The sequence below is a fragment of the Bacillus sp. PK5-006 genome, from assembly GCF_054161415.1.
The window spans coordinates 3,533,321-3,555,024 of the sequence record NZ_CP096414.1 but is presented as its reverse complement, the minus strand read 5'-3'; the positions used below and the strand labels follow the sequence as shown (position 1 = coordinate 3,555,024).

The 21,704-nt window shown below is 41.8% G+C and carries 22 protein-coding genes and 5 tRNA genes; 26 read left to right on the top strand and 1 reads right to left on the bottom strand.

The genetic code is table 11. From position 1 onward, the window contains the following. Positions 1-64: 64 nt before the first annotated feature. The 26 genes from M1D84_RS18050 to M1D84_RS17925 all read left to right on the top strand — a co-directional run bounded on the left by M1D84_RS18050 (position 65) and on the right by M1D84_RS17925 (position 20,479). Positions 65-139 (top strand) — tRNA-Glu (locus M1D84_RS18050). A 6-nt stretch (positions 140-145) separates the two neighbouring features. Further along, positions 146-221 (top strand) — tRNA-Val (locus tag M1D84_RS18045). 3 nt (positions 222-224) lie between these two features. Further along, positions 225-297, top strand: a tRNA-Thr gene (locus M1D84_RS18040). 28 nt (positions 298-325) lie between these two features. Continuing rightward, positions 326-410 (top strand) — tRNA-Tyr (locus tag M1D84_RS18035). A 4-nt stretch (positions 411-414) separates the two neighbouring features. Continuing rightward, positions 415-486, top strand: a tRNA-Gln gene (locus M1D84_RS18030). A gap of 135 nt (positions 487-621) precedes the next feature. Next, the gene (gene rocF / locus M1D84_RS18025; RefSeq protein WP_024424450.1) at positions 622-1,533 is read left to right on the top strand and encodes an arginase; all 912 of its coding nucleotides are present in this window, start codon (positions 622-624) and stop codon (positions 1,531-1,533) included. 184 nt (positions 1,534-1,717) lie between these two features. After that, a complete protein-coding gene (gene sigW / locus M1D84_RS18020; RefSeq protein ID WP_024424449.1) occupies positions 1,718-2,281 on the top strand; it encodes an RNA polymerase sigma factor SigW in 564 nt (187 codons plus the stop codon). A gap of 14 nt (positions 2,282-2,295) precedes the next feature. Next, positions 2,296-2,922 carry an anti-sigma-W factor RsiW gene (rsiW, locus tag M1D84_RS18015; protein WP_024424448.1) on the top strand — a complete coding sequence of 209 codons (627 nt, stop codon included), beginning with the start codon at positions 2,296-2,298 and terminating at the stop codon, positions 2,920-2,922. Between the two features lie 217 nt (positions 2,923-3,139). Then, positions 3,140-3,961 (top strand): diadenylate cyclase CdaA, encoded by an 822-nt coding sequence (gene cdaA / locus M1D84_RS18010; protein WP_008344027.1) that lies wholly within the window; start codon positions 3,140-3,142, stop codon positions 3,959-3,961. Next, on the top strand, positions 3,954-5,381 hold the full coding sequence (locus M1D84_RS18005; protein WP_024424447.1) for a CdaR family protein: 1,428 nt from the start codon (positions 3,954-3,956) through the stop codon (positions 5,379-5,381). The genes cdaA and M1D84_RS18005 overlap by 8 nt, the downstream gene beginning before the upstream one ends. 25 nt (positions 5,382-5,406) lie before the next feature. After that, positions 5,407-6,753: a phosphoglucosamine mutase gene (gene glmM, locus M1D84_RS18000; RefSeq protein WP_024424446.1), complete on the top strand. Its 1,347-nt coding sequence runs from the start codon at positions 5,407-5,409 to the stop codon at positions 6,751-6,753. Positions 6,754-7,327: 574 nt separating this feature from the next. After that, the gene (gene glmS, locus M1D84_RS17995; RefSeq protein ID WP_024424445.1) at positions 7,328-9,130 is read left to right on the top strand and encodes a glutamine--fructose-6-phosphate transaminase (isomerizing); all 1,803 of its coding nucleotides are present in this window, start codon (positions 7,328-7,330) and stop codon (positions 9,128-9,130) included. 217 nt (positions 9,131-9,347) lie between these two features. Next, positions 9,348-9,704 carry a DUF2200 domain-containing protein gene (locus tag M1D84_RS17990; RefSeq protein WP_024424444.1) on the top strand — a complete coding sequence of 119 codons (357 nt, stop codon included), beginning with the start codon at positions 9,348-9,350 and terminating at the stop codon, positions 9,702-9,704. A gap of 161 nt (positions 9,705-9,865) precedes the next feature. Next, on the top strand, positions 9,866-10,057 hold the full coding sequence (locus M1D84_RS17985; RefSeq protein WP_024424443.1) for a PLD nuclease N-terminal domain-containing protein: 192 nt from the start codon (positions 9,866-9,868) through the stop codon (positions 10,055-10,057). A 15-nt stretch (positions 10,058-10,072) separates the two neighbouring features. Then, on the top strand, positions 10,073-10,990 hold the full coding sequence (locus tag M1D84_RS17980) for an ATP-binding cassette domain-containing protein (RefSeq protein WP_458106363.1): 918 nt from the start codon (positions 10,073-10,075) through the stop codon (positions 10,988-10,990). Further along, complete coding sequence (locus tag M1D84_RS17975) at positions 10,987-11,751, top strand: ABC transporter permease (RefSeq protein WP_024424441.1); 765 nt, start codon at positions 10,987-10,989, stop codon at positions 11,749-11,751. Before M1D84_RS17980 ends, M1D84_RS17975 begins: the two co-directional genes overlap by 4 nt. 115 nt (positions 11,752-11,866) lie before the next feature. Further along, the gene (locus tag M1D84_RS17970) at positions 11,867-12,259 is read left to right on the top strand and encodes a RidA family protein (protein WP_024424440.1); all 393 of its coding nucleotides are present in this window, start codon (positions 11,867-11,869) and stop codon (positions 12,257-12,259) included. A gap of 231 nt (positions 12,260-12,490) precedes the next feature. Next, entirely contained in the window at positions 12,491-13,213 is a 723-nt protein-coding gene (locus tag M1D84_RS17965; RefSeq protein ID WP_024424439.1) for an ABC transporter ATP-binding protein, read from the top strand. Beyond that, entirely contained in the window at positions 13,206-14,627 is a 1,422-nt protein-coding gene (skfF, locus tag M1D84_RS17960; RefSeq protein ID WP_024424438.1) for a sporulation killing factor system integral membrane protein, read from the top strand. The genes M1D84_RS17965 and skfF overlap by 8 nt, the downstream gene beginning before the upstream one ends. A 19-nt stretch (positions 14,628-14,646) precedes the next feature. Beyond that, positions 14,647-15,162 carry a HEAT repeat domain-containing protein gene (locus M1D84_RS17955; protein ID WP_024424437.1) on the top strand — a complete coding sequence of 172 codons (516 nt, stop codon included), beginning with the start codon at positions 14,647-14,649 and terminating at the stop codon, positions 15,160-15,162. Between the two features lie 157 nt (positions 15,163-15,319). Beyond that, positions 15,320-15,514 carry a hypothetical protein gene (locus tag M1D84_RS17950; protein WP_024424436.1) on the top strand — a complete coding sequence of 65 codons (195 nt, stop codon included), beginning with the start codon at positions 15,320-15,322 and terminating at the stop codon, positions 15,512-15,514. Positions 15,515-15,667: 153 nt separating this feature from the next. Beyond that, positions 15,668-16,795 carry a DUF418 domain-containing protein gene (locus M1D84_RS17945; protein ID WP_024424435.1) on the top strand — a complete coding sequence of 376 codons (1,128 nt, stop codon included), beginning with the start codon at positions 15,668-15,670 and terminating at the stop codon, positions 16,793-16,795. A gap of 167 nt (positions 16,796-16,962) precedes the next feature. Beyond that, positions 16,963-17,334, top strand: a complete 372-nt coding sequence (locus M1D84_RS17940; RefSeq protein ID WP_056768488.1) for a GntR family transcriptional regulator — start codon at positions 16,963-16,965, stop codon at positions 17,332-17,334. A gap of 5 nt (positions 17,335-17,339) precedes the next feature. Next, entirely contained in the window at positions 17,340-18,215 is an 876-nt protein-coding gene (locus tag M1D84_RS17935; protein ID WP_197172513.1) for an ABC transporter ATP-binding protein, read from the top strand. Further along, positions 18,199-18,804, top strand: a complete 606-nt coding sequence (locus M1D84_RS17930) for an ABC-2 transporter permease (protein ID WP_122631567.1) — start codon at positions 18,199-18,201, stop codon at positions 18,802-18,804. Before M1D84_RS17935 ends, M1D84_RS17930 begins: the two co-directional genes overlap by 17 nt. A gap of 286 nt (positions 18,805-19,090) precedes the next feature. After that, positions 19,091-20,479, top strand: coding sequence for an amino acid permease (locus M1D84_RS17925; protein WP_458106362.1), 1,389 nt, complete (start codon positions 19,091-19,093; stop codon positions 20,477-20,479). Positions 20,480-20,541: 62 nt separating this feature from the next. On the opposite strand, the gene M1D84_RS17920 is transcribed toward M1D84_RS17925, so the two are convergent. Continuing rightward, positions 20,542-21,692 (bottom strand): IS3 family transposase gene (locus tag M1D84_RS17920; protein WP_206534229.1). Its coding sequence is split into 2 segments (ribosomal slippage): positions 20,542-21,419 and positions 21,419-21,692, totalling 1,152 coding nucleotides; the frame shifts between segments, so codons are not numbered across the junction. Between the last annotated feature and the right edge of the window lie 12 nt (positions 21,693-21,704).

The window sequence follows — 21,704 nt, the reverse complement described above, 5'->3', positions numbered from 1 at the left end:
AAGGGGGACAACCTGTATATAATAACTTTTGTCAGCTTCACGGAAACAACAAACTTGACAAACTGGCCCGTTGGTCAAGCGGTTAAGACACCGCCCTTTCACGGCGGTAACACGGGTTCGAATCCCGTACGGGTCACCATGATGTGGAGGATTAGCTCAGCTGGGAGAGCATCTGCCTTACAAGCAGAGGGTCGGCGGTTCGAGCCCGTCATCCTCCACCATATGCCGGTGTAGCTCAACTGGTAGAGCAACTGACTTGTAATCAGTAGGTTGGGGGTTCAAGTCCTCTTGCCGGCACTGTTTTTTCTTTATCAATTCCATATGTGGAGGGGTAGCGAAGTGGCTAAACGCGGCGGACTGTAAATCCGCTCCCTCCGGGTTCGGCGGTTCGAATCCGTCCCCCTCCACCATTTTTGGGCTATAGCCAAGCGGTAAGGCAACGGACTTTGACTCCGTCATGCGTTGGTTCGAATCCAGCTAGCCCAGTTAAGACACCTTTTTCAAAAAGGTGTCTTTTTTATGTTGGCAGAGGGACTGTATAACTATTCAAAATGTTGTCGAGTTGAGTCAGAAGGCATCAAGAAAGTAAAATATAAGCATGAACGGAAAGGGGATGTACATATGGGAGAGCAAAAGAAGGTCACGATTATTGGAGTTCCAATGGACTTGGGTCAAACGAGAAGGGGCGTCGATATGGGCCCGAGTGCGATTCGTTGTGCAGGCGTAAAAGAAAAATTGGAAACGCTATCATTTGATGTAGAGGATCTTGGAGATATTCCAGTTGAACAAAGAGATGATGAGAAAGGTTTATATACAAGTGAAAAGCTGAAAAATTTGACGGAGAATGCTGGGGCAAATCAGCTGCTTGCTGAGAAGGTTGACAGTATTGTGCAATCTGGTTCGTTTCCGCTCATTTTAGGCGGTGATCACAGCATTGCGATTGGCACACTTGCTGGGGTTGCCAAGCATTATGAAAACTTAGGGGTCATTTGGTATGATGCACACGGGGATTTGAATACGGAGGAAACGTCTCCTTCTGGAAATATTCATGGCATGCCGCTTGCTGTCAGTCTCGGTTTTGGGCATGCTGATTTAACGAACATTGGCGGTTATTCGCCTAAATTGAAGCCTGAAAATGTCGTTATAATTGGTGCTCGATCTTTAGATGAAGGAGAGCGGGCATTGATTCGAGAGAAAGGCATTAAAGTGTATACGATGCATGAAATTGATCGTTTAGGGATGACAAGGGTGATGGAGGAAGCGATTGCGTATCTAAAGGAGAGAACAGATGGTGTCCATCTGTCGCTTGATTTAGATGGATTAGATCCAGCGGAATGCCCTGGTGTAGGTACTCCGGTAGCAGGGGGCATTAGTTACCGGGAGAGTCATCTCGCAATGGAGCTTTTAGAGGAGGCGGGTATTTTAACGTCTGCTGAATTTGTTGAAGTAAATCCAGTTTTAGATGAGAAAAACAAAACCGCTGAAGCGGCAGTTGCGTTAATTGGTTCATTAATGGGTGAAAAGCTATTGTAGAGCGGGACTTGTTCCCGTTCTTTTTTTGTTTTGGGAAAATTTAAGGATATGTTAAGGTTTTTACCGGTTGATAAGCGTAACACACTGTCAAAAATTTGTTACACTATTTTTTAGAGGAGAATGAAACCTTTTGGAAAGAGGTTCGTATACATAAAGACCGGTGAAGGCAGAGGTTGAATATACTATGGACACAATGATTAAAAAGAGAATTAAGCAAGTGAAAAAAGGCGACCAGAACGCATTTGCAGACATCGTAGACCTGTATAAAGACAAAATTTATCAGCTGTGCTACCGTATGCTTGGGAATGCACATGAAGCGGAGGATATTGCGCAGGAGGCTTTTATTCGTGCTTATGTGAATATCGAAAGCTTTGATGTGAATCGTAAGTTTTCCACGTGGCTGTACCGCATTGCAACCAACCTGACCATCGACCGTATTCGCAAAAAAAAGCCGGATTATTATTTAGATGCAGAGGTGGCAGGAACAGAAGGATTAAATATGTATTCTCAAATTGCTGCTGATGGTATTTTGCCAGAGGATGAGGTGGTGTCTCTTGAATTATCGAGTACCATTCAGCAAAAAATTTTAAGATTACCCGATAAATATCGTTCGGTCATCGTATTAAAGTATATTGATGAACTCTCGTTAAAAGAAATTAGTGAGATTCTGAATATACCAGTTGGTACGGTGAAAACGAGAATACACAGGGGTAGAGAGGCTCTCCGGAAACAGTTGAGAGACCTTTGAGTGAGGTGATTTTGATGAGCTGTCAGGATAGAATCGTCCAGCTTATGCATCAGTATTTAGACGGGGACATTGAGCCCCAAGACGAAAAAGAATTAAAAAGCCATCTGCAATCGTGTGAGGAGTGCCGTACTCATTTTCAACAAATTGAGAAATCCATCGCGCTAGTGCAGAGTACATCTCATATAGAAGCACCATCTGATTTCACTGCAAAGGTGATGGCAGGTCTTCCAAAGGAGAAAAAGCGTGTGTCGGTTCAAAGATGGATCAAAGCTCACCCGCTGATGGTAGCCGCTGCCCTCTTTCTCATTTTAATGGGAGGCAGTCTGTTTACGAGCTGGAATACCGATCATAATTTCAGTGTGTCAAAGCAGCCGAATCTCGTCGTTGAAAATGATACAGTGACCGTACCTAAAGGGGAAACCGTAAAGGGTGATGTCACTGTCAAAAATGGCAAGCTGATTGTAGAAGGCAAGGTTGATGGAAATGTCACCGTCGTCAATGGGGAACAGTTGACTGCTTCTGCCGGACAAGTCACTGGTCAAATTAATGAAATTAATGAAGTGTTTGATTGGATCTGGTACAAAATGAAATCAACAGCACAAAACGTAATGCGGGTCATTGGGCCAGAGGAGCAAAAGTAACTCAATCGGCTTAAAGAGCAGCCTCTAAGGGGGCTGCTCTTTTTCTATACATTAGTGGGATTCACGCATACTAGCAACTCAGCCAGATATGGCAACTATTTTCCTTGCTGAAACAAAATGTGGTATAATAGCCACGCTATGTATTGATACATAGGCTATTTTTATATTAAAAAATGCATCAAACGAAGAATAACTGAAAATTCTGGAGGACGAGGAAATGGCTTTAGGGGATATTCCTTTTTTGCAGTACCTCGGTAATGCTGTTGATATTCTCGTTGTTTGGTATGTGATATATAAATTAATGATGGTCATCCGCGGAACAAAAGCGGTTCAGCTTTTAAAGGGAATTGTGGTCATTGTTCTCGTCAGGATGGGAAGTGCGTATCTCGGTCTTAACACACTTCAATGGCTGATGGATCAAGCGATTACGTGGGGATTCCTTGCGATCATTATTATTTTTCAGCCAGAGCTAAGGAGAGCGCTTGAGCAGCTTGGGCGCGGCCGTTTCTTCTCAAGAAGCGGGACACCTGTAGAGGAACAGCAGCAGAAAACGATCGAGGCAATTACAAAAGCAATTAACTATATGGCGAAACGCAGAATCGGCGCACTGCTGACAATTGAGCGCGATACCGGAATGAATGATTACATAGAGACAGGAATTCCTTTGAATGCAAAGGTGAGTTCAGAGCTGCTCATTAATATTTTCATTCCGAATACACCGCTTCATGACGGTGCTGTCATTATGAAACGGGATGAGATTGCAGCTGCAGCTTGCTATTTACCGCTGTCAGAAAGCCCTTTTATCTCTAAGGAGCTGGGGACGCGTCATAGGGCTGCAGTCGGAATTAGTGAAGTGACAGACAGCTTAACTGTCATCGTTTCTGAGGAAACTGGCGGTATTTCTGTCGCAAGGAATGGTGATCTCCACCGAGAATTGACAGAAGAAGCGCTTGAAGAAATGCTGATTGCTGAATTTAGTAAGAACAGCAAAGATGCTTCCTCGACCAAATGGTATTGGAGGGGCAAGAAAAATGGATAAGATTTTAAATAATCGCTGGGCCGTTAAGCTTCTTGCATTGGTCTTCGCTTTATTGCTGTATGGTGCAGTCAATTCAGCGCAAGCGCCCACGCCGAAAAAAATCGGTGAATCCTTTTTCCCAACATCGACGACAGATGAAGCAACTTTAACCGACATTCCTGTTAAAGCGTATTATGATGACGAGAAGTACGTCGTCACTGGTGTGCCGCAGACAGTCAATGTCACGATTAAAGGATCAACTAGTGCTGTGAAAACAGCAAGACAAACAAAGAATTTTGAAATTTACGCAGACATGCAGAACTTATCGACAGGTACACATAAAGTGGAGCTGAAGGCAAGAGATGTATCGAAGGGACTCACACTATCGATTAATCCATCTGTGACGACTGTGACGATACAAGAAAAAACGACAGCTGAATTTCCTGTTGAAACCGAGTTTTATAATCAAAATAAAATCAAAGACGGCTATTCACCTGAACAGCCCATTGTGAATCCGAAAAAGGTCACAGTTACTGGATCAAAGGACGTCATCGACAAAATTTCTGTCATTAAAGCTTTTGTGAACTTAGAAGATGTCGATCAGCAAATTGAAAAAGAGGCGAAGCTCACTGTGTATGATAGCAGCGGGAATGAGCTGCCAGTCGAAGTAAGTCCGTCCGTGGTGGATATTACGGTCCCAATCTCGAGTCCAAGCAAAAAGGTTCCTTTTAAAATTGAGCGGACGGGCAGCTTGCCAGAAGGGATCAGCATCTCAAGCATTGAGACAAGCCCGAGTGAGGTCACAGTGTACGGCTCTCAAAAGGTGCTGGATGCCCTTGATTTTATTGATGGCGTCAAGCTGGACCTAAGCAAGATCAAAGATGATACGGAGATTGATGCCGATATTCCCCTGCCAGATGGTGTGAAAAAGGTATCACCCGAAACCGTTAAGATCAAAGTGAAGGTTGCAACAGCTGAAGAAAAAAAGATCGATAATGTACCGATTTCTGTCGTGGGTTTGAGCAAGGATCTCACTTCTAATTTTGTGAGCCCCTCTTCTGGACGGCTCACGTTAACAGCAAAGGGATCAAAGAGTGCGATTGATAAACTAAAGGCTTCAGATGTTGAAGCCTATATCAATGCAGGGGACTTGAACGAAGGAACCCATGAGGTCAAAGTTCAAGTAAATGGTCCTCAAAATGTGACTTGGACATTATCGAGATCAAAGGTCAAAGTGAAACTCACTTCTACTGATACAGAGGATCAGCCAGCGTCTACGAATGATCGGAAGGATCAAAAAGATCAACAAGATCCATCCACTGATGACGATGATCAGGGTGAGAAGAGTAAAGAAGAATCCACGCAAGATAAAGCAAAGAAAGAATCGAGTCAAAGACAGCGGGTCAAAGAAGATAAAAAAGAGGACGATGCGTCCTCTTGAATGGTAAAAAAGGAGCGATTGAAACATGGGCAAGTACTTTGGAACTGATGGTGTAAGGGGTGTAGCGAATAGCGAATTAACGCCAGAGCTCGCATTTAAAGTTGGGAGATTTGGCGGCTATGTGCTCACGAAGGATAAAGAACGTCCAAAGGTACTCGTTGGTCGAGACACACGTGTATCTGGTCATATGTTAGAAGGAGCGCTTGTTGCAGGCTTACTTTCAATTGGAGCTGAAGTGATGCGTCTAGGTGTGATCTCAACACCTGGTGTGTCTTATTTAACGAAGGCAATGGATGCTGAAGCGGGTGTCATGATTTCTGCTTCTCACAATCCAGTTCAAGACAACGGCATTAAATTCTTCGGCGGTGACGGCTTTAAGCTGTCAGATGAACAGGAAAACGAAATTGAGCAGCTGATGGATCAGCCAGTCGATCAATTACCACGCCCAGTTGGAGCCGATCTTGGAACGGTGAACGACTACTTTGAAGGCGGTCAGAAATACTTGCAATTCTTAAAGCAGACAGCGGACGAGGATTTCACAGGTATTCACGTGGCGCTTGACTGTGCACACGGTGCAACCTCTTCTCTAGCGACACATTTATTTGCAGATTTAGATGCTGATGTGTCCACAATGGGAACATCTCCAAACGGATTGAATATCAATGATGGTGTAGGCTCCACTCATCCAGAAGCACTTTCTGCTTTTGTGAAGGAGAAGGGTGCAGATATTGGTCTTGCGTTTGATGGTGACGGTGACCGTTTAATTGCAGTCGATGAAAAAGGTGATATCGTAGACGGCGATCAAATTATGTACATATGTGCACGTTATTTGAAGGATGAAGGCCGATTAAAGGATGACACCGTCGTGTCAACGGTTATGAGTAACCTTGGTTTCTATAAAGCGCTTGAGAAGCAAGGCATTAAGAGCATTCAAACTGCTGTTGGTGACCGCTATGTGGTTGAAGCGATGAAAAAAGACGGCTATAATGTCGGCGGCGAGCAGTCAGGTCATTTGATTTTCCTTGATTATAATACGACAGGTGATGGCATGCTTTCTGCGATCATGCTTGTGAATACGCTCAAAGCGACAGGGAAAACATTATCAGAGCTTGCAGCGGAAATGGAAAAGTTCCCGCAGCTTTTAGTGAATGTGAAAGTGTCTGATAAATATAAAGTAGAAGAAAATGAAAAAGTAAAATCGGTGATCCAAGAGGTCGAAAAAGAGATGAATGGTGACGGCCGTATCCTTGTTCGTCCATCGGGGACAGAGCCGCTTGTACGTGTCATGGCAGAGGCGAAAACAAAAGAGCTGTGTAATGAATATGTGGCTCGAATTACAGCTGTTGTGAAAGAAGAAATGGGTATTGAGTAATAGGTGAAGGCAAACCGCTGCCAGCGGTTTGCTTTTTTTTGAATAAACGACATAATTGGATGGATCTATACGAATGATATAAGCGAGGGCAACTTGAAGCTGCCTTCATACATAGGAGAGCACATCAAAGGTAGAACGTGACAAGCCTCATAGCATATAGTGTATGGAGGTCTCACTTTCTCAAATGAAGGGGATCACCCGCTAAATTGTGATTGACGGAGGTCAGACCTTATAGTACAATCATCCTTGTGTTACTGGATTTTTATTCTATCAGGAAAGGCAGGGTAGATGTTCAGAAACTCTCTTATAATTATAGCGCCCGAACTAAGCGATCGGACGAAAGATGCTTAGTTGACGAGGATGGAGGTTATCGAATTTTCGGCGGATGCCTCCCGGCTGATCAAAAAAGAGATCACAGCCGTAAGTGTTTCTTTAAAGCAAAGAGGTGACTCTTTGTACAAAGGGAATACACATGATCTCCCAAATTAAACATGTAGAGAGGGACAAAGAAATGTCCCTTCTATTTTAGTAGGCTTTCTTTGTCCCTTTCACATGATCGGGAGGAAGAATATTTATGTGTGGAATCGTAGGTTATATTGGTCAGAATGATGCGAAGGAAATCTTATTAAAAGGTTTAGAGAAGCTTGAGTACCGCGGGTATGATTCAGCAGGTATCGCTGTGGCAAACGAAGATGGCGTGCATGTGTTCAAAGAAAAAGGACGTATCGCTGAGCTTCGTGAAGTCGTGGATGCAAACGTAGCATCTTCAGCAGGAATCGGACATACACGCTGGGCAACTCACGGTGTACCAAGCCATCTAAATGCGCATCCGCATCAAAGTGCTTCTGGCCGTTTTACGCTTGTTCATAACGGTGTCATTGAGAACTATGTACAATTGACACGCGAATATTTACAAGACGTCACACTAAAAAGCGACACAGATACAGAGGTTGTTGTTCAAGTCATCGAACAATTTGTCAGCAGAGGTCTTGATACAGAGGAAGCTTTCCGTCAAACGCTTCTTCAACTAAAAGGCTCTTACGCAATTGCCCTTTTTGATAACGAAAACAAAGAAACAATCTATGTGGCGAAAAACAAAAGCCCATTATTGGTTGGTTTCGGCGAAGATTTCAACGTTGTGGCTTCTGACGCAATGGCGATGCTTCAAGTAACAAACGAATATGCGGAATTAATGGATAAAGAAATGGTCATTGTCACAAAAGACGAGGTTATTATTAAAAACCTTGACGGTGATATCATGACACGTCCTTCTTATATCGCTGAGCTTGATGCAAGCGACATTGAGAAAGGCACATATCCTCACTACATGTTAAAAGAAACGGATGAACAGCCGCTTGTTATGCGCAAAATCATCCAAGAATATCAAGACGAAAACGGCAAACTGTCAGTCGCTGGCGATATCGCAAGCGCGGTAGCAGAAGCAGACCGCATTTACATTGTGGCTTGCGGAACGAGCTACCATGCTGGACTTGTCGGTAAACAATACATTGAAGACTGGGCAAAAGTACCTGTAGAAGTCCATGTAGCAAGTGAATTCTCTTACAACATGCCGCTTCTATCGAAAAAGCCGTTGTTCATCTTCCTTTCTCAATCTGGAGAGACTGCGGACAGCCGTGCTGTACTTGTTCAAGTCAAAGAGCTTGGTCATAAAGCATTAACGATCACAAACGTACCAGGATCTACGCTTTCTCGTGAAGCGGACTTCACATTGCTTCTTCATGCAGGACCAGAAATTGCAGTGGCTTCAACAAAAGCCTACACAGCTCAAATCGCTGTCCTTGCAATCCTTGCATCTGTTGCAGCTGAATTAAATGGTCAATCTCTTGACTTTGATCTTGTGAAAGAGCTTGGTATTGTAGCAAACGCAATGGAAGCCCTTGTCGATCAAAAGGATGAAATGGAACAAATCGCTCGTGACTTCTTCACAGTGACACGTAACGCATTCTTTATCGGAAGAGGACTTGACTACTATGTGTGCCTTGAAGGTTCACTAAAACTAAAAGAGATCTCTTACATCCAAGCAGAAGGCTTTGCTGGCGGAGAACTCAAACACGGCACAATTGCTTTAATTGAAGAAGGCACACCGGTCATTGCCCTTGCAACGCAAGAGCACGTGAACCTCAGCATTCGCGGTAACGTCAAAGAAGTCGTTGCACGCGGAGCAAACCCATGTGTCATCTCACTAAAAGGCCTAGAAGACGAAGGCGACCGTTTCGTCCTTCCAGCTGTACACCCAGCACTTGCACCACTTGCATCTGTTGTCCCATTACAGCTGATTGCTTACTACGCAGCCCTTCACCGCGGGTGTGATGTGGATAAACCACGTAACCTTGCGAAGAGTGTGACGGTGGAGTAGGGATTAAATAAAAACAGCTGTTATACCCCTTTAGATATCGTTTTCTAAAGGGGTATTTTTGTTTCATTAGAACTGGAACGTACGAAGATTTTTGATTAAGGGTACAATATTAGAAGATTTACATGGGTTATAATGTGCTAAGTACATTATAAATAGAATGCCAAATGCACCTTGCGCAGGTAATACAGGTTAAATAATAAAGAAAGAGAGCAGACACATGACCAAACCTAAAATTTACACAATGAGCTTTGCAAAAGTCTATCCTCTCTACATCGCAAAGGCAGAGAGAAAAGGACGAACAAAGGCTGAAGTCGATACGATTATTTGTTGGTTAACAGGGTACAGTCCAGAAGAGTTGCAGGAACAGGTGGATAAAAATACAGGTATAGAAACATTTTTTGCCGAGGCTCCTGAGCTTCATCCTTCCCGCAGTTTAATCAAAGGAGTCATCTGTGGTGTACGGGTAGAGGACATTGAGGAAGAAACCATGAAGAACATTCGGTATATGGATAAGCTGATTGATGAGTTAGCGAAAGGAAAGAAGATGGAAAAGATTTTGCGAGGTTCATCATGAGAATAACAAGCAAGCCCAGTGAACTAACCTTCACTGGGCTTTTTTATATTTATAGATCATTCGACCAATAAAAATAAAATCCATTTGAACGAATTCACTCTTCATGTCGTCAAAAGAAGTAATACCAAAACGAATTGGCGTTTGAAAAGGGAGTGGCGTGGATGGATATGAAGATGATATTACCTCTTATTTTGCTGCAAGCGATGTTGATGGTGATTGGTTTGTTTGATTTGCTGAAAAGAGATCCATCGAGGATCAGAGGAGAGGTGAAGTGGATTTGGGCGTTGGTGATCGTGTTTGTGGCGAGTGTCGGTCCTATTGTGTATTTGATTTTTGGTCGTAAATCATCTTAAAAGGGGGGGATTTGCTTGAATATGCTGGAGTGTCATGGGCTGACGAAATCGTATGGTCCGAATGAAGTTTTAAAAAATGTTTCGTTTTCTGTTGGGGAGGTTGGATGTGTTGGCTTTTTAGGAGCCAATGGAGCGGGGAAGACAACGACGATCCGGATTTTGACGGGGCTTGCTCGTCCTACTTCTGGGGTCGTGAAGGTGGCAGGTTTGGATGTCACAAAGGAGATGGATCAAATCAGTCATGTGATAGGGTATTGTCCGCAGCATCCTGCATTTTATCAGGATATGACGGGGCAGGAGTGGATGCATTGGGTTGGCGGGTTATTTCATTTAGAGAAAAAAATCATTCGCTCCAAAACAGAGGAGCTGTTGAAGCTTTGCCGCATATATGAGGCGAAGGATCGTGCCATTGGCAGCTATAGCGGGGGAATGAAGCAAAGCCTTGCCATTGCGCAAGCGCTTATCAACAGCCCGAAGGTTCTCATCTTGGATGAACCTGTGTCTGCACTTGATCCCATGGGGAGAAAAGACGTTCTGACATTGATTGAGCGTCTGAAACAAGAGATGTTGATCTTTATGTCTACCCATATTTTAGATGACATTGAACGAGTGGCGGACTATATTATCATGATCAATAGTGGCAAAATTGAGATGTCTTCTTCCATGAAACAGATCAAAGAAGACTATATCCAGCCAGTGATTGAATTTCAATTAGAACAACAGAATACGAAATTAGTGGCTTTGTTAAAAGAGCGGCATTGGATGGAGGAATGTATTGAGACAGAAAACGCTTATCAGGTGCGAGTGAACGATCAACAAATAGCATTGAAGGAGCTGCCTTGTCTCATCACTGAATCTGGCGGTGTTCTCCTCCATTATCAACTATCTAAGCTGACGCTTGAAGATATTTTCATGAAGGTTGTGAATGCATGATGATGTTGAAAAAGGAATTTAGGGAGTTATTTACTAGCTATAAAATCTTATTTGTTCCTATCATTTTTACGATTTTAATGATCACACAGCCTATTACGCTCAAAATGCTGCCGGATCTTCTATCGAAATCAGCTAATTTACCTGAAGGATCTACATTTTACATACCAGAGCCTAGTGCAGGAGAGGCTTTGGCGAGTGCATTGAGTAAATTTGATTCGCTAGGTGTGTTTATCCTGATTATGATCGTGATGGGGACGATCGCTGGAGAGCGTGCCTCTGGAGTTACCGCGATGATTATGGTGAAACCGATCAGTCGAACGAGTTACTATGTCTCGAAAATATGCGCCTATGCCTGTTTGACTTTGTTTAGTTTGGTGGTGGCGGTGCTTGTCTCTGTTTATTATGTGGACATTCAATTTGGGCATGTGGATTGGGTCAATGTGTTAAAAGGAACACTTCTTTATTATCCAAATTTATTGCTGATTGTGGTATCGACCATTTGTGCTTCGGCGTTCTTTCAACGTTCTGTCACAGCTGGCGGTGTGTCGCTTTTAATCAACCTTATTCTGTTTACCGTACCTTCATTTTATGAAGAGACATTAGGGAAGTTTGCGCCTAAAGGCGTGACAAGTGCAGCCGAAGAGATGATTCATAAAGGGACTTATTCGGATCAGGCACTTACAAGTTTTCTAGGTGTATCGGTATTGATTGTTTTCTTTTTTCTCATCGGATGTTTTCTTTTTAGAAAACAAGAATTATAGCAGCCTGTTGCGATTGTTTCTGAAAGTTTACTATGAGCATAAAAATCTGAATACGGTTGAAAATTTGATATGATGAGAAAAATTGACTGTATTTTCAGAAAAGGGGTTTTTATTCATGAGAACATCACGTAATCCTGAGACCATTCACCCGCCACTTGCACCATATACCCATCAAATAGAAACAACTGGACCACAGCGGTGGTTAACTCTATCAGGTCAAGTGGGGATGGAGGCGGATGGAACAATTCCTGAGAGCCCGTTGGAGCAGCTAGAGCTAGCGTTAGAGAATGTGAAACGAAATGTAGAAGCGGCAGATATGGCTGTGGAAGATATAACGAAACTAGTATTTTATCTCGTTGGAGAGTTCGACGCTGAGAGCAGGAAACAAATTATGGGGCAGTTTTTAGGCGATCATCTGCCTTGTATGACGATGATTTATGTGGTGGCTTTGGCTTCACCTGCTTTAAAGGTTGAGGTGGATGCTTGGGCGTGTCAGGAGATGGTATAGGGTTAATAGATAAAAGATTGGGATGCTGCAGCCCAATCTTTTTTTATTTTGTACATAATATAATTTCTTTTTCCGTTGTTTATAGAATAGATTATCTCATTCCTATTACCTTGTTATTCTCTATATGGTAATATTAGGTTAAGAGATTAGTGGGTCTATTGACATTCGTTTTTTGATTTTATGACACACCATAGATAAGCATACATCACTCTAATCAAAGGGAGAGATTTGATGCCGTTCATGGAGGTTCAGAATGTAAGCAAGCGATATAGCAATGGTGATGGGATAGAGGATCTGTCATTTTCCATCGAACCAGGGGAGGTTGTGGCGCTGCTTGGGCCTAATGGTGCTGGGAAGACGACAACGATTCGATGTTTAACGGGTCTATATAAACCAGATGGAGGGGAAATTCTCATAGAGGGTTTCCCGCCTGGTCATGCCCATGTCCAAAAACAAGTAGCTCTTATTCCTGATCAGCCGTATTTGTATCCAGACTTAACGGCTGCTGAACATGTTCAATTCCGTGCACGTGGATATCATAAAGGCTTAAAACAGATCAAGGAAAAGGTATATGAAGCGTTGAAAGAAGTACATATGGAAAAGAAGATGAATGAACTGTGCGGAAGGCTGTCAAGAGGCCAAAAGCAGCGTGTCGTCTTAGCAGGAGCCATTGTTCAAGATGCCTCCCTTTTTATATTAGATGAACCGACTGTCGGGTTAGATATTCCGTCTAAACAGTGGCTGTCTAATTGGCTGAGACAAAAAAGCAGTCAAGGTGGGTCGGTCTTTGTGTCGACTCATAGTCTGGAGTTCGTTCTCGATACAGCCAGCAGGGTGGTATTGATTCGAGACGGTGCCATCATGAAGAGTATGGATGTTCCTCAAATAAAGGAAGAACAGGTTGAGTGGAGGGCAGAAGTCATTCAACTTCTGGGGGAGTGGTCAAGTGAATAACACACTCTCCCTTTTATGGATGAAATCTCAAAGGCGCTTGATCAGTAAAAATCAAGAAAAGAAAATGCCTTTTCTGATCTTACTTCTTTTCATAGCGGCAATTGGTTTTCAGCTAAGCGCAGTTTCAAGTATGGGTGATTGGGATACAAGTGCAGCAGGATGGATTATTGTCTGTTTGTTTGTTCTTTATACGGGTTTTGGTTTGTTTACAAATCGGCTGCCTAGTCAGATGAACGATATCATTTGGTTATATGGAAATGGCGCTTCTTTATGGACGGTTGTTATCAGTGTGTGGATGTATCACATTTTCTGGCGAGGGGCTCTTTTCATTATCTCTGCTTTGGCTGCGGACCTTCTTCTGTTTTTTATGACGCATCAGTACCCGTTTCTGCTTGGAAAATCACTCATCCTGACAGGGCTGTTATGTTTGGTTGAAACTTGGATGATTGCGGTTTCTTGTGCTAGAACCATTCGAGTATACAAGCGTTTGCTCTTACTCAGTTTTGTCTTGATGTTTTTCAGCTTTGCACTACTTGTTTTGAATCAATTGGTGATGAAACAGCCTTCATTGATGAACATTGCTGATTCTTTGATGTTTCAAGCTGGGCGTATGATCGAAGAGTTCTCCATTCTTTCTGTCTTCATTTTTATTGGAGTGATGTTCCTATCTTTCATGATGATGTACAGGGCTAGTCATCATTTAGAGATGAAGGAGTCTTTAGTCAAAGAGGCAGTATTTTGGGAGGAATTTGAGGGGAAACAAATTCAATCAAGTCCAATCGTTCAAAAAAAGGGCAATACGTGGTGGGGACTTCCGGCATTAACGGGCATTTGGGCTTTTCTTTGGATTGAATTATTGCTGATAAAAAAGTATATGATTTTCCATGTACTATCTACTATGCTGTTAATTGGTACTTACTATGTCGTCTTTACTTATTTTTCAGATTGGCTGAATCTATTCTTGATCGTCATCGCTGCATCCGTTCTTTTTAGTTCATATTATGCAGGGATTGTAAGACACGCACAAACAGGAGTGCTCTACCTTTTTCCAGGTGCTTTATATCAAAAAATCATTCTGTTAGAAGTGTTTCAAACCTTTTGGCTGTATGCTTTCTACTTGCTTTCTCTTTATTTGGTTGAGATTCAGGATGTATTGTATTGGACCTTATTTGGTGGAGGAGTTTATATATGGTTTTTGGCCATACGGCTCTTTGCCTTTATGCAGCCTCTGAGAAGAGAAAGGAGTTTTGCTTTGGCCGCCTATTATCGATCATTGCTATTTGCGTTTGTGATCAGTGCGATGGTCATGATTAGCATTCATCTCATCACTGATGGCTTGTTGACTACAATTGTATCCCTAGCGGCTGGGGCTGGATTTTATGTGTTTTGTTATCGATACCGTGCGGTTCATTAAAAAGAGGAGTTGATTGTAAATGAAACCAGAAAATAAGCTGTCTCAATCAGTTCAACAATTGGCCAATACAAATGAAGTAACGATCGTTCAAGCAATAGGGGAATTGAGAAAATCAGGAAAAGATGCAGTGCCCGTCCTTGTTGAAGCTTTAAAAGAAAAAGGTTCTCTTCGGAACATTGCAGCAGCTGTACTTGGTGAATTTGGAGCAGATGCGGGGGACGCAGCTGAACCGCTAGCACAGCTATTAGAAAGTGACGAAGAGGATACAAGAATGGCAGCTGCCATGTCACTCATGAGGATTGGTCAGCCTAGTCTGCCATTTCTTCTGCCATTAGCGAAACGTTATGAGGGACCTACTTGTTTCTGGGCATCATGGTGTATCTCTTGGATTGATCCATCAAAAATTGAAAAAAACATGTACGAGTGCTTAAAACAAGAACAAGAAAATCCAACAGGCAACGTAGCGCCTTTTGCTGCTGAGGAAGCATTAGGAAAAATCATCGCCTTTCAGTTAAAAGATAAGGGGGATGTATAGTGGGAACGCAGAAACTCAACTGGCCTGAGCATCTTCCTTGGATTTGCCCTTAAGATCAAAGGAGTTTTTAGGGTCAATGAATAGCTTGGAAAATGGGAGATACCGACTGGTTAGAAAAACATTCATTTGGTTAGTAAGTATCAAGGAGGAGAGAGTGTTGTTTCAATCAAACAAAGAATTAAAAAGAAACGTCATTTTTTTCGCAGGTGTTGGAGCGGTTTTGCTGATTTTAATGATGCTGAAATGGTTGCCGATTTCTGCAGACTTGGAAATGGCATTGATTTTATTCGGTTTGGGAATTTTGTTTTATTTGAAGCGTGTGCTGCGGGAAGAAGAAATTCATAAGTCATAAGTATTTAGTATGATACCTAGAATATAGATTCTAGGTTTTTTTATTAAATTTACCTTAAAACACACTTTTTCACATGGGGATGGAAACCATTTTTTTAAAAGTGTGGTAGGATAAATATGCTTTATCTTTATATTGTCCGAAGGAGCTGTCGAGTTGAAGGGATCTAGGGTTGAGTTAATTGATAGTTTACGTGGTTTTAGTTTATTAGGTATTTTGATTGTGAATATGCTTAATTTCCAATATGATTATGATTTTGAGAAAATGTTTGATTCGAGTTTTTGGGGACAGGAATTCGGTGTATATGTGACGGAAATTTTGTTCCAAGGGTCTTTTTATCCGATTTTTTCTTTTTTGTTTGGGTATTCTTTTATCAAGCTGATTGAATCGACGAAGGCCAAGGGGCTGAATACGAATGCCATTGTCGTTCGCCGAGGTTTTGGTTTGATTGTGCTTGGGATGCTGCATCTAATCTTCATTTGGAGTGGCGACATTCTTCTCTATTATGGAGCTTGTACGTTTTTCCTAATGATGTTTATAAACAGTCGAATCAAAACAGTGTTTATATGGTCGGGTATTTTAGGTGCCTTATCATTAGTGATTTATCCATCTCTAATGAATTTTATTTACGGAAATTCTGATTTATTAACGAATGTATATGGGAATGGTACATATGGTGATATTGTATTGAGCCGGATTACAATTGAAGATGATATGGTAATCGTCTCCATCATTATGGCAATTGTAACACTTACTCTGACACCAATTTTAAGTCTTCTCTATGCTCCTATCATAATCGGTCCGTTTGCACTGCTTGGCATGGCGATCGGGAAAAAGGGTCATTTGACAGAAGAAGATCGAGGAATGGCTTATCGTAAAGGCTGGGTTTGGATGATTATCATCGGGCTCGTTTTAAAATGTGCGACGTTCATTGATGCTCCTTGGAGTGAATTGGTGATTACGCTGGGTGCCTATGTGCTGACGATTGGGTATATTCAAGCCTTTATTGTTTTCTACTATTCGAAGGCAGCCCAAGGTTTCAAACGTCTGCTTGCAGGGCTTGGCCGTTTGTCTCTCTCAAACTATTTGGCGCAGTCGATTATTTGTACAACGATTTTCTATTCTTATGGACTTGGTCTATTTGGACAATTGGGGTCAATGTTTGGGCTGCTGCTTGCTGTCGGACTGTACACAGCACAGCTGTTCATCAGCTATCTCTATTTGAAAAAATGGAGAAGAGGTCCTGTGGAGTGGCTAATGGGCAAATGGGTATATTGGAAATAAGCATTTTGTTAAAGAACCGCATGGCTTAAGGGCTGTGCGGTTTTTTATTTTAAAAAAATAAGGAGAACATTTTTAAAATGGTTGAATATTCTTTCAGTGTGTATATAATGTATATATAGTGTATATACAATATTTCGTTCCAACTATCTGAAAAAAGAGGTTTTTATATGCAAATTACGATTTCAAACCATTCTAAGGAGCCTATCTATGAGCAAATTACGAATCAAATCAAATCGATGATTTTAACGGGTGAGCTTGAAGAAGGTGCAGCGCTGCCGTCTATTCGAAAACTGGCGAAGGATCTACAAATTAGCGTGATTACAACAAAGCGAGCGTATGAAGAGTTAGAGAAGGCGGGATTTATTTATTCGATTGTCGGCAAGGGATCATTTGTTGCGGAACAAAACTTAGAAGTGATGAGAGAGAAGAAATTGAAGGTGATCGAGGAACAGCTTGGAGCGGTTGTTACAAACGGGAAAGAATTAGGCTTATCTTTTGATGAATTGCAGCAGTTATTAAAGTTCTTATATGAGGAGTGAGATGAGTGGAGCATGTGATTGAATTCAAAGGAGTTTCGAAACGATTCAAGGATTTTTCCGTTCAGGATATTGATTTACAGGTTAAGAAAGGCTTTGTCACAGGGTTTATTGGAGAGAATGGAGCGGGTAAGTCGACTACCATTAAAATGATCATGAATTTGTTAAAGCCCGATTCAGGTGACATCAAGGTCTTTGGATTGGATTATCAAACTCATGAAAAAGAGATTAAGGAACGAATCGGCTTTGTTTACGATGCCAATGTTTTTTTCCCAGGGTTGAATTTAAAGGACATCAAACGAATTGTGGCTCCTGCCTATAAACGCTGGGATGACCAGCTTTTTAATCAATATATTGAACAGTTTGGTCTGCCGCTGAATAAAGCGATCAAAACATTTTCAAAAGGGATGCAGATGAAGGCTTCACTAGCGATTGCGCTGTCTCATCATGCAGAGCTGATTATCATGGATGAACCAACTGCTGGTTTAGATCCGGTTTTTAGAAGAGAGCTGCTCAGCACGTTACAAGAATTGATGATTGATGGAAATCGGACGATCTTTTTCTCGACGCATGTGACGACTGATTTAGACCGGATCGCGGATTATATTGCGTTTATACAAAATGGAAGATTGGTCTTTCAACAGTCGATTCATGAAGTGGCAGAAAGTTATGCGCTTGTGAAAGGAAGCCTGGATTTATTGGATCGAGACACAGAAAAGGCGTTTATCCATATTCAGCGTACATCAGCAGGTTTTGAAGCATTATCAGATCGAATTGATGAGGTGAAACTTATTTTTGGGGATGCTGTTGTGATTGAACCGGCGTCGCTTGAGGATATCATGTTTTATTTGAAAGGCGGGGCTGCGCATGTTTCATTTAATTAAGCGTGATGTGATTTTGCAAAAGAAGCAGTTACTTATTTTTATTCCGTTTATCTTATTTTTTATTTTCATGGATGTACATCCAGTATTGACGTTTATAGTCGCTAGTGTCTTCATTCCATTTAACACATATGCGTATGATGAAAAGGCAGAAACGAATATCCTATTAAATTCTTTGCCTTATACCCGGAATGAAATTATTGCCTCCCGTTATCTTGGTGCCGTTTTTTATATGGTCATTGCGATCGGGCTGACAAGTGCTGCATTACTTGTGTTTGGGAAGCTGTTTTCGCTGTCAGATATTGCGATTGGCAGCGGGTTGTTTTTATTGTTCGCGGCGTGTACGTTTCCATTGTTTTATATCTTAAAGCCTGGTTATATTACAATGGCAGTGATCATTGGCTTTATCGTATTATCTGCTATGGGACCGCCTGTTGTTCTCTATTTAGCAGAGCAATTTAGTGGGCTCACTAATTTTATTATGAATGTATCGATCCCTGTTTTATATACGGGGTCAGCTTTGCTGATTATGCTCTTCTACTTGTTGTCTTGGGGACTTTCTACTGTGATTTACCAGAGGAAAGTGTTTTAGGAAAGCATTTGCCGAAATTCCTATAAATTTACAATTTGAGCTTAGAAGACCGTGTGAACGGTCTTTTTTTGAAGATTTTTCTGATTATTGATTATATCAATATAAAATAATTTGAACTTACTTTTATGTCAGAATATTTTGTTAATAGTGTTTTTCTCAAAAAAACAATTGTTTTTTAAGGGTAGATTTATTATGATAATATACATCGAAAGATTGATGTTTCTCAATCAGAATGAAAATTCTGATTTTTATTTTTTATGTTGTTTGTTGATGAGGGGGAAGAAAAGTGGCTCAAAAGGAACTAAAGAGAGGGTTAAGTGCCCGCCATATTCAAATGATCGCTCTTGGCGGCACAATCGGTGTTGGCTTATTTATGGGGTCAGCGAAGGCCATTCAGTGGACAGGTCCATCGGTTCTTCTAGCTTACGCAGTGTGTGGTATTTTTATCTTTTTTATTATGCGTGCGATGGGAGAAATGTTATATCTTGAGCCGAGTACAGGGTCATTTGCTACATTCGGGCATCAATATATTCATCCGCTTGCAGGGTATATGACGGCTTGGAGTAACTGGTTCCAGTGGGTCATTGTCGGAATGTCTGAAATTATTGCGGTTGGGGCTTATATGAAATATTGGTTCCCAGAGCTGCCTGCGTGGATTCCAGGATTAATTGCGATGATCATTTTAGGAGCGGCCAACTTGATTTCGGTTAAGTCGTTCGGTGAATTTGAATTTTGGTTTGCGATGATCAAAATTGTGACGATTATCTTGATGATTGTTGCAGGTTTAGGCATTATTTTCTTCGGTTTTGGAAATGGCGGGACGCCTATTGGTTTGTCTAATCTGTGGGCGCACGGCGGGTTCTTTACAGGTGGATTTACCGGGTTCTTGTTTGCATTGTCGCTCGTCATTGCTGCCTACCAGGGTGTTGAGCTGATTGGGATTACAGCAGGTGAAGCACAAAATCCAGAAAAGACGCTGACAAATGCCATCAAAAGTATCATCTGGCGTATTTTGATTTTCTATATCGGTGCGATCTTTGTCATTGTGACGGTGTATCCTTGGGATCAGCTGAATACCCTTGGCAGTCCATTTGTAGCGACGTTTGCGAAGATCGGGATTACAGCAGCAGCTGGTATTATTAACTTTGTTGTCATTACAGCAGCGATGTCCGGCTGTAATAGTGGTATTTTCAGTGCGGGCCGTATGCTTTATACATTAGGTGTGAATGGTCAGGCACCTGCTTTCTTTACGAAAATTTCGAAGAACGGTGTACCGTATTTTGGGACATTCGCTGTGCTGATTGGTTTAGCGATAGGAGTGGTCCTGAATTATGTTTCTCCGCCAAATATTTTCGTCTATGTGTATAGTGCGAGCGTCCTTCCTGGGATGGTGCCTTGGTTTGTCATTTTGATTAGTCATATTGGCTTCAGAAAGGCAAAAGGGGCAGCACTTGATCAGCACCCGTTCAAGATGCCGCTAGCACCGTTTTCTAACTATCTTACAATCGGATTTTTATTAATGGTTCTTGTGTTTATGCTCATTAATCAGGATACGCGTATTTCTCTTATTGTAGCAATTGGGTTCTTGATTTTAGTGGCACTTAGCTTTTTTGTATTTGGGATTGGAAAACGGAAGCCGATTGAAACAGCTTCTACTGATCAAACGGTAAAATAATCAAAAGCCTTGCGGGATGGACGGGACTGACCCCCGTTTTTGAGACAGGGATCAAAACACCTTTATACAGCCAATTGCCGATAGTTGATCGGTGATTGGTTGTTTAGTTTTGTTTGAATACGAATGTTGTTATAATAATAAATGTATTCTTTGACAGTGCGTTCTACGATGGTGGTCGTAGTTCGATCAATGCTGTTAAGATAGAACGTTTCAGACTTTAGCGAGGAATGAAACGATTCGATGGAGGCATTATCAGCGGGCGTCCCTTTACGGGACATGCTCATGGTAATGCCTTTTATATGAACAGCTTTCTGATACTCGTAAGATGTATACACAGAACCTTGGTCGCTATGTAACACACAGTTTTCAGGCAGTGCTGGGAGCTGATCAAGTGTGTTTAAAATAAAGTCTGTGTCCTGCTTATCACCAATCGTAAACGCAATCACTTCTCCATTATATAAATCCAATATACTGGAAAGGTACAATTGTTTCTGTCCATAAGGCAAATACGTGATGTCCGTTACTAGTTTTTCAAGAGGACGATCAGACTGAAAGTTCCGATCCAGTATATTACCGGCCACGGCATAGGGCTGCCCATTCTTCTTACGCTTTTTCATTTTAACCCGGCACTGCCACTGGTTTTTCTGCATGATACGTTGAACAGTTTTATGGTTAATACGCATTCTCACTTTTAGTAAGGCTGTGATTTTTCGGTATCCATATCGATACTTGTGCTCTCGGCACAACGTGCCGATTTGCTTCTCTAGTTGTTTTTTAGAATGATTCTGAGTCAGATCTTTTTTCCATCTATAGTACGAAGCGCGAGAGATGCTTAAATGGACACAAATGTCCTGTACTGTCATCATTTTGCACAATTCTTCTACTAGTTTGATTGACGTTTCCTTATCAACTTCCTTTCCAATTCGTTGTACTTTTTTAAAACTTCATTCTGTTGACTCAGATAGCGATTTTCTGCCTGCAGTCTCTCTAATTCGGAAGAGTACTCGGGACCCTTTCCATAGGTATATTGTTTTCCAACAGGCTGTTCGAACCGGTGTGTATCCCCAGCCTTATGCCACCTCACCCATGTCTGAACCTGCGTTTTATTTTTGATATTCAATTCCTGCATGATCTCTTTCATAGATACGCCTGCCAATCTCATGTCTACAGCCTTCTGCTTGACTTCAACCGGATAACTCACTCTTGTCCCCATAGAAAAAACACC

What these genes read in the sequence shown, in the direction of transcription:
- rocF (WP_024424450.1), top strand. Translation starts at nt 622, where the DNA reads ATGGGAGAGCAAAAGAAGGTCACGATTATTGGAGTTCCAATGGACTTG.
- sigW (WP_024424449.1), top strand. Translation starts at nt 1,718, where the DNA reads ATGGACACAATGATTAAAAAGAGAATTAAGCAAGTGAAAAAAGGCGAC.
- rsiW (WP_024424448.1), top strand. Translation starts at nt 2,296, where the DNA reads ATGAGCTGTCAGGATAGAATCGTCCAGCTTATGCATCAGTATTTAGAC.
- cdaA (WP_008344027.1), top strand. Translation starts at nt 3,140, where the DNA reads ATGGCTTTAGGGGATATTCCTTTTTTGCAGTACCTCGGTAATGCTGTT.
- M1D84_RS18005 (WP_024424447.1), top strand. Translation starts at nt 3,954, where the DNA reads ATGGATAAGATTTTAAATAATCGCTGGGCCGTTAAGCTTCTTGCATTG.
- glmM (WP_024424446.1), top strand. Translation starts at nt 5,407, where the DNA reads ATGGGCAAGTACTTTGGAACTGATGGTGTAAGGGGTGTAGCGAATAGC.
- glmS (WP_024424445.1), top strand. Translation starts at nt 7,328, where the DNA reads ATGTGTGGAATCGTAGGTTATATTGGTCAGAATGATGCGAAGGAAATC.
- M1D84_RS17990 (WP_024424444.1), top strand. Translation starts at nt 9,348, where the DNA reads ATGACCAAACCTAAAATTTACACAATGAGCTTTGCAAAAGTCTATCCT.
- M1D84_RS17985 (WP_024424443.1), top strand. Translation starts at nt 9,866, where the DNA reads ATGGATATGAAGATGATATTACCTCTTATTTTGCTGCAAGCGATGTTG.
- M1D84_RS17975 (WP_024424441.1), top strand. Translation starts at nt 10,987, where the DNA reads ATGATGATGTTGAAAAAGGAATTTAGGGAGTTATTTACTAGCTATAAA.
- M1D84_RS17970 (WP_024424440.1), top strand. Translation starts at nt 11,867, where the DNA reads ATGAGAACATCACGTAATCCTGAGACCATTCACCCGCCACTTGCACCA.
- M1D84_RS17965 (WP_024424439.1), top strand. Translation starts at nt 12,491, where the DNA reads ATGCCGTTCATGGAGGTTCAGAATGTAAGCAAGCGATATAGCAATGGT.
- M1D84_RS17955 (WP_024424437.1), top strand. Translation starts at nt 14,647, where the DNA reads ATGAAACCAGAAAATAAGCTGTCTCAATCAGTTCAACAATTGGCCAAT.
- M1D84_RS17940 (WP_056768488.1), top strand. Translation starts at nt 16,963, where the DNA reads ATGCAAATTACGATTTCAAACCATTCTAAGGAGCCTATCTATGAGCAA.
- M1D84_RS17930 (WP_122631567.1), top strand. Translation starts at nt 18,199, where the DNA reads ATGTTTCATTTAATTAAGCGTGATGTGATTTTGCAAAAGAAGCAGTTA.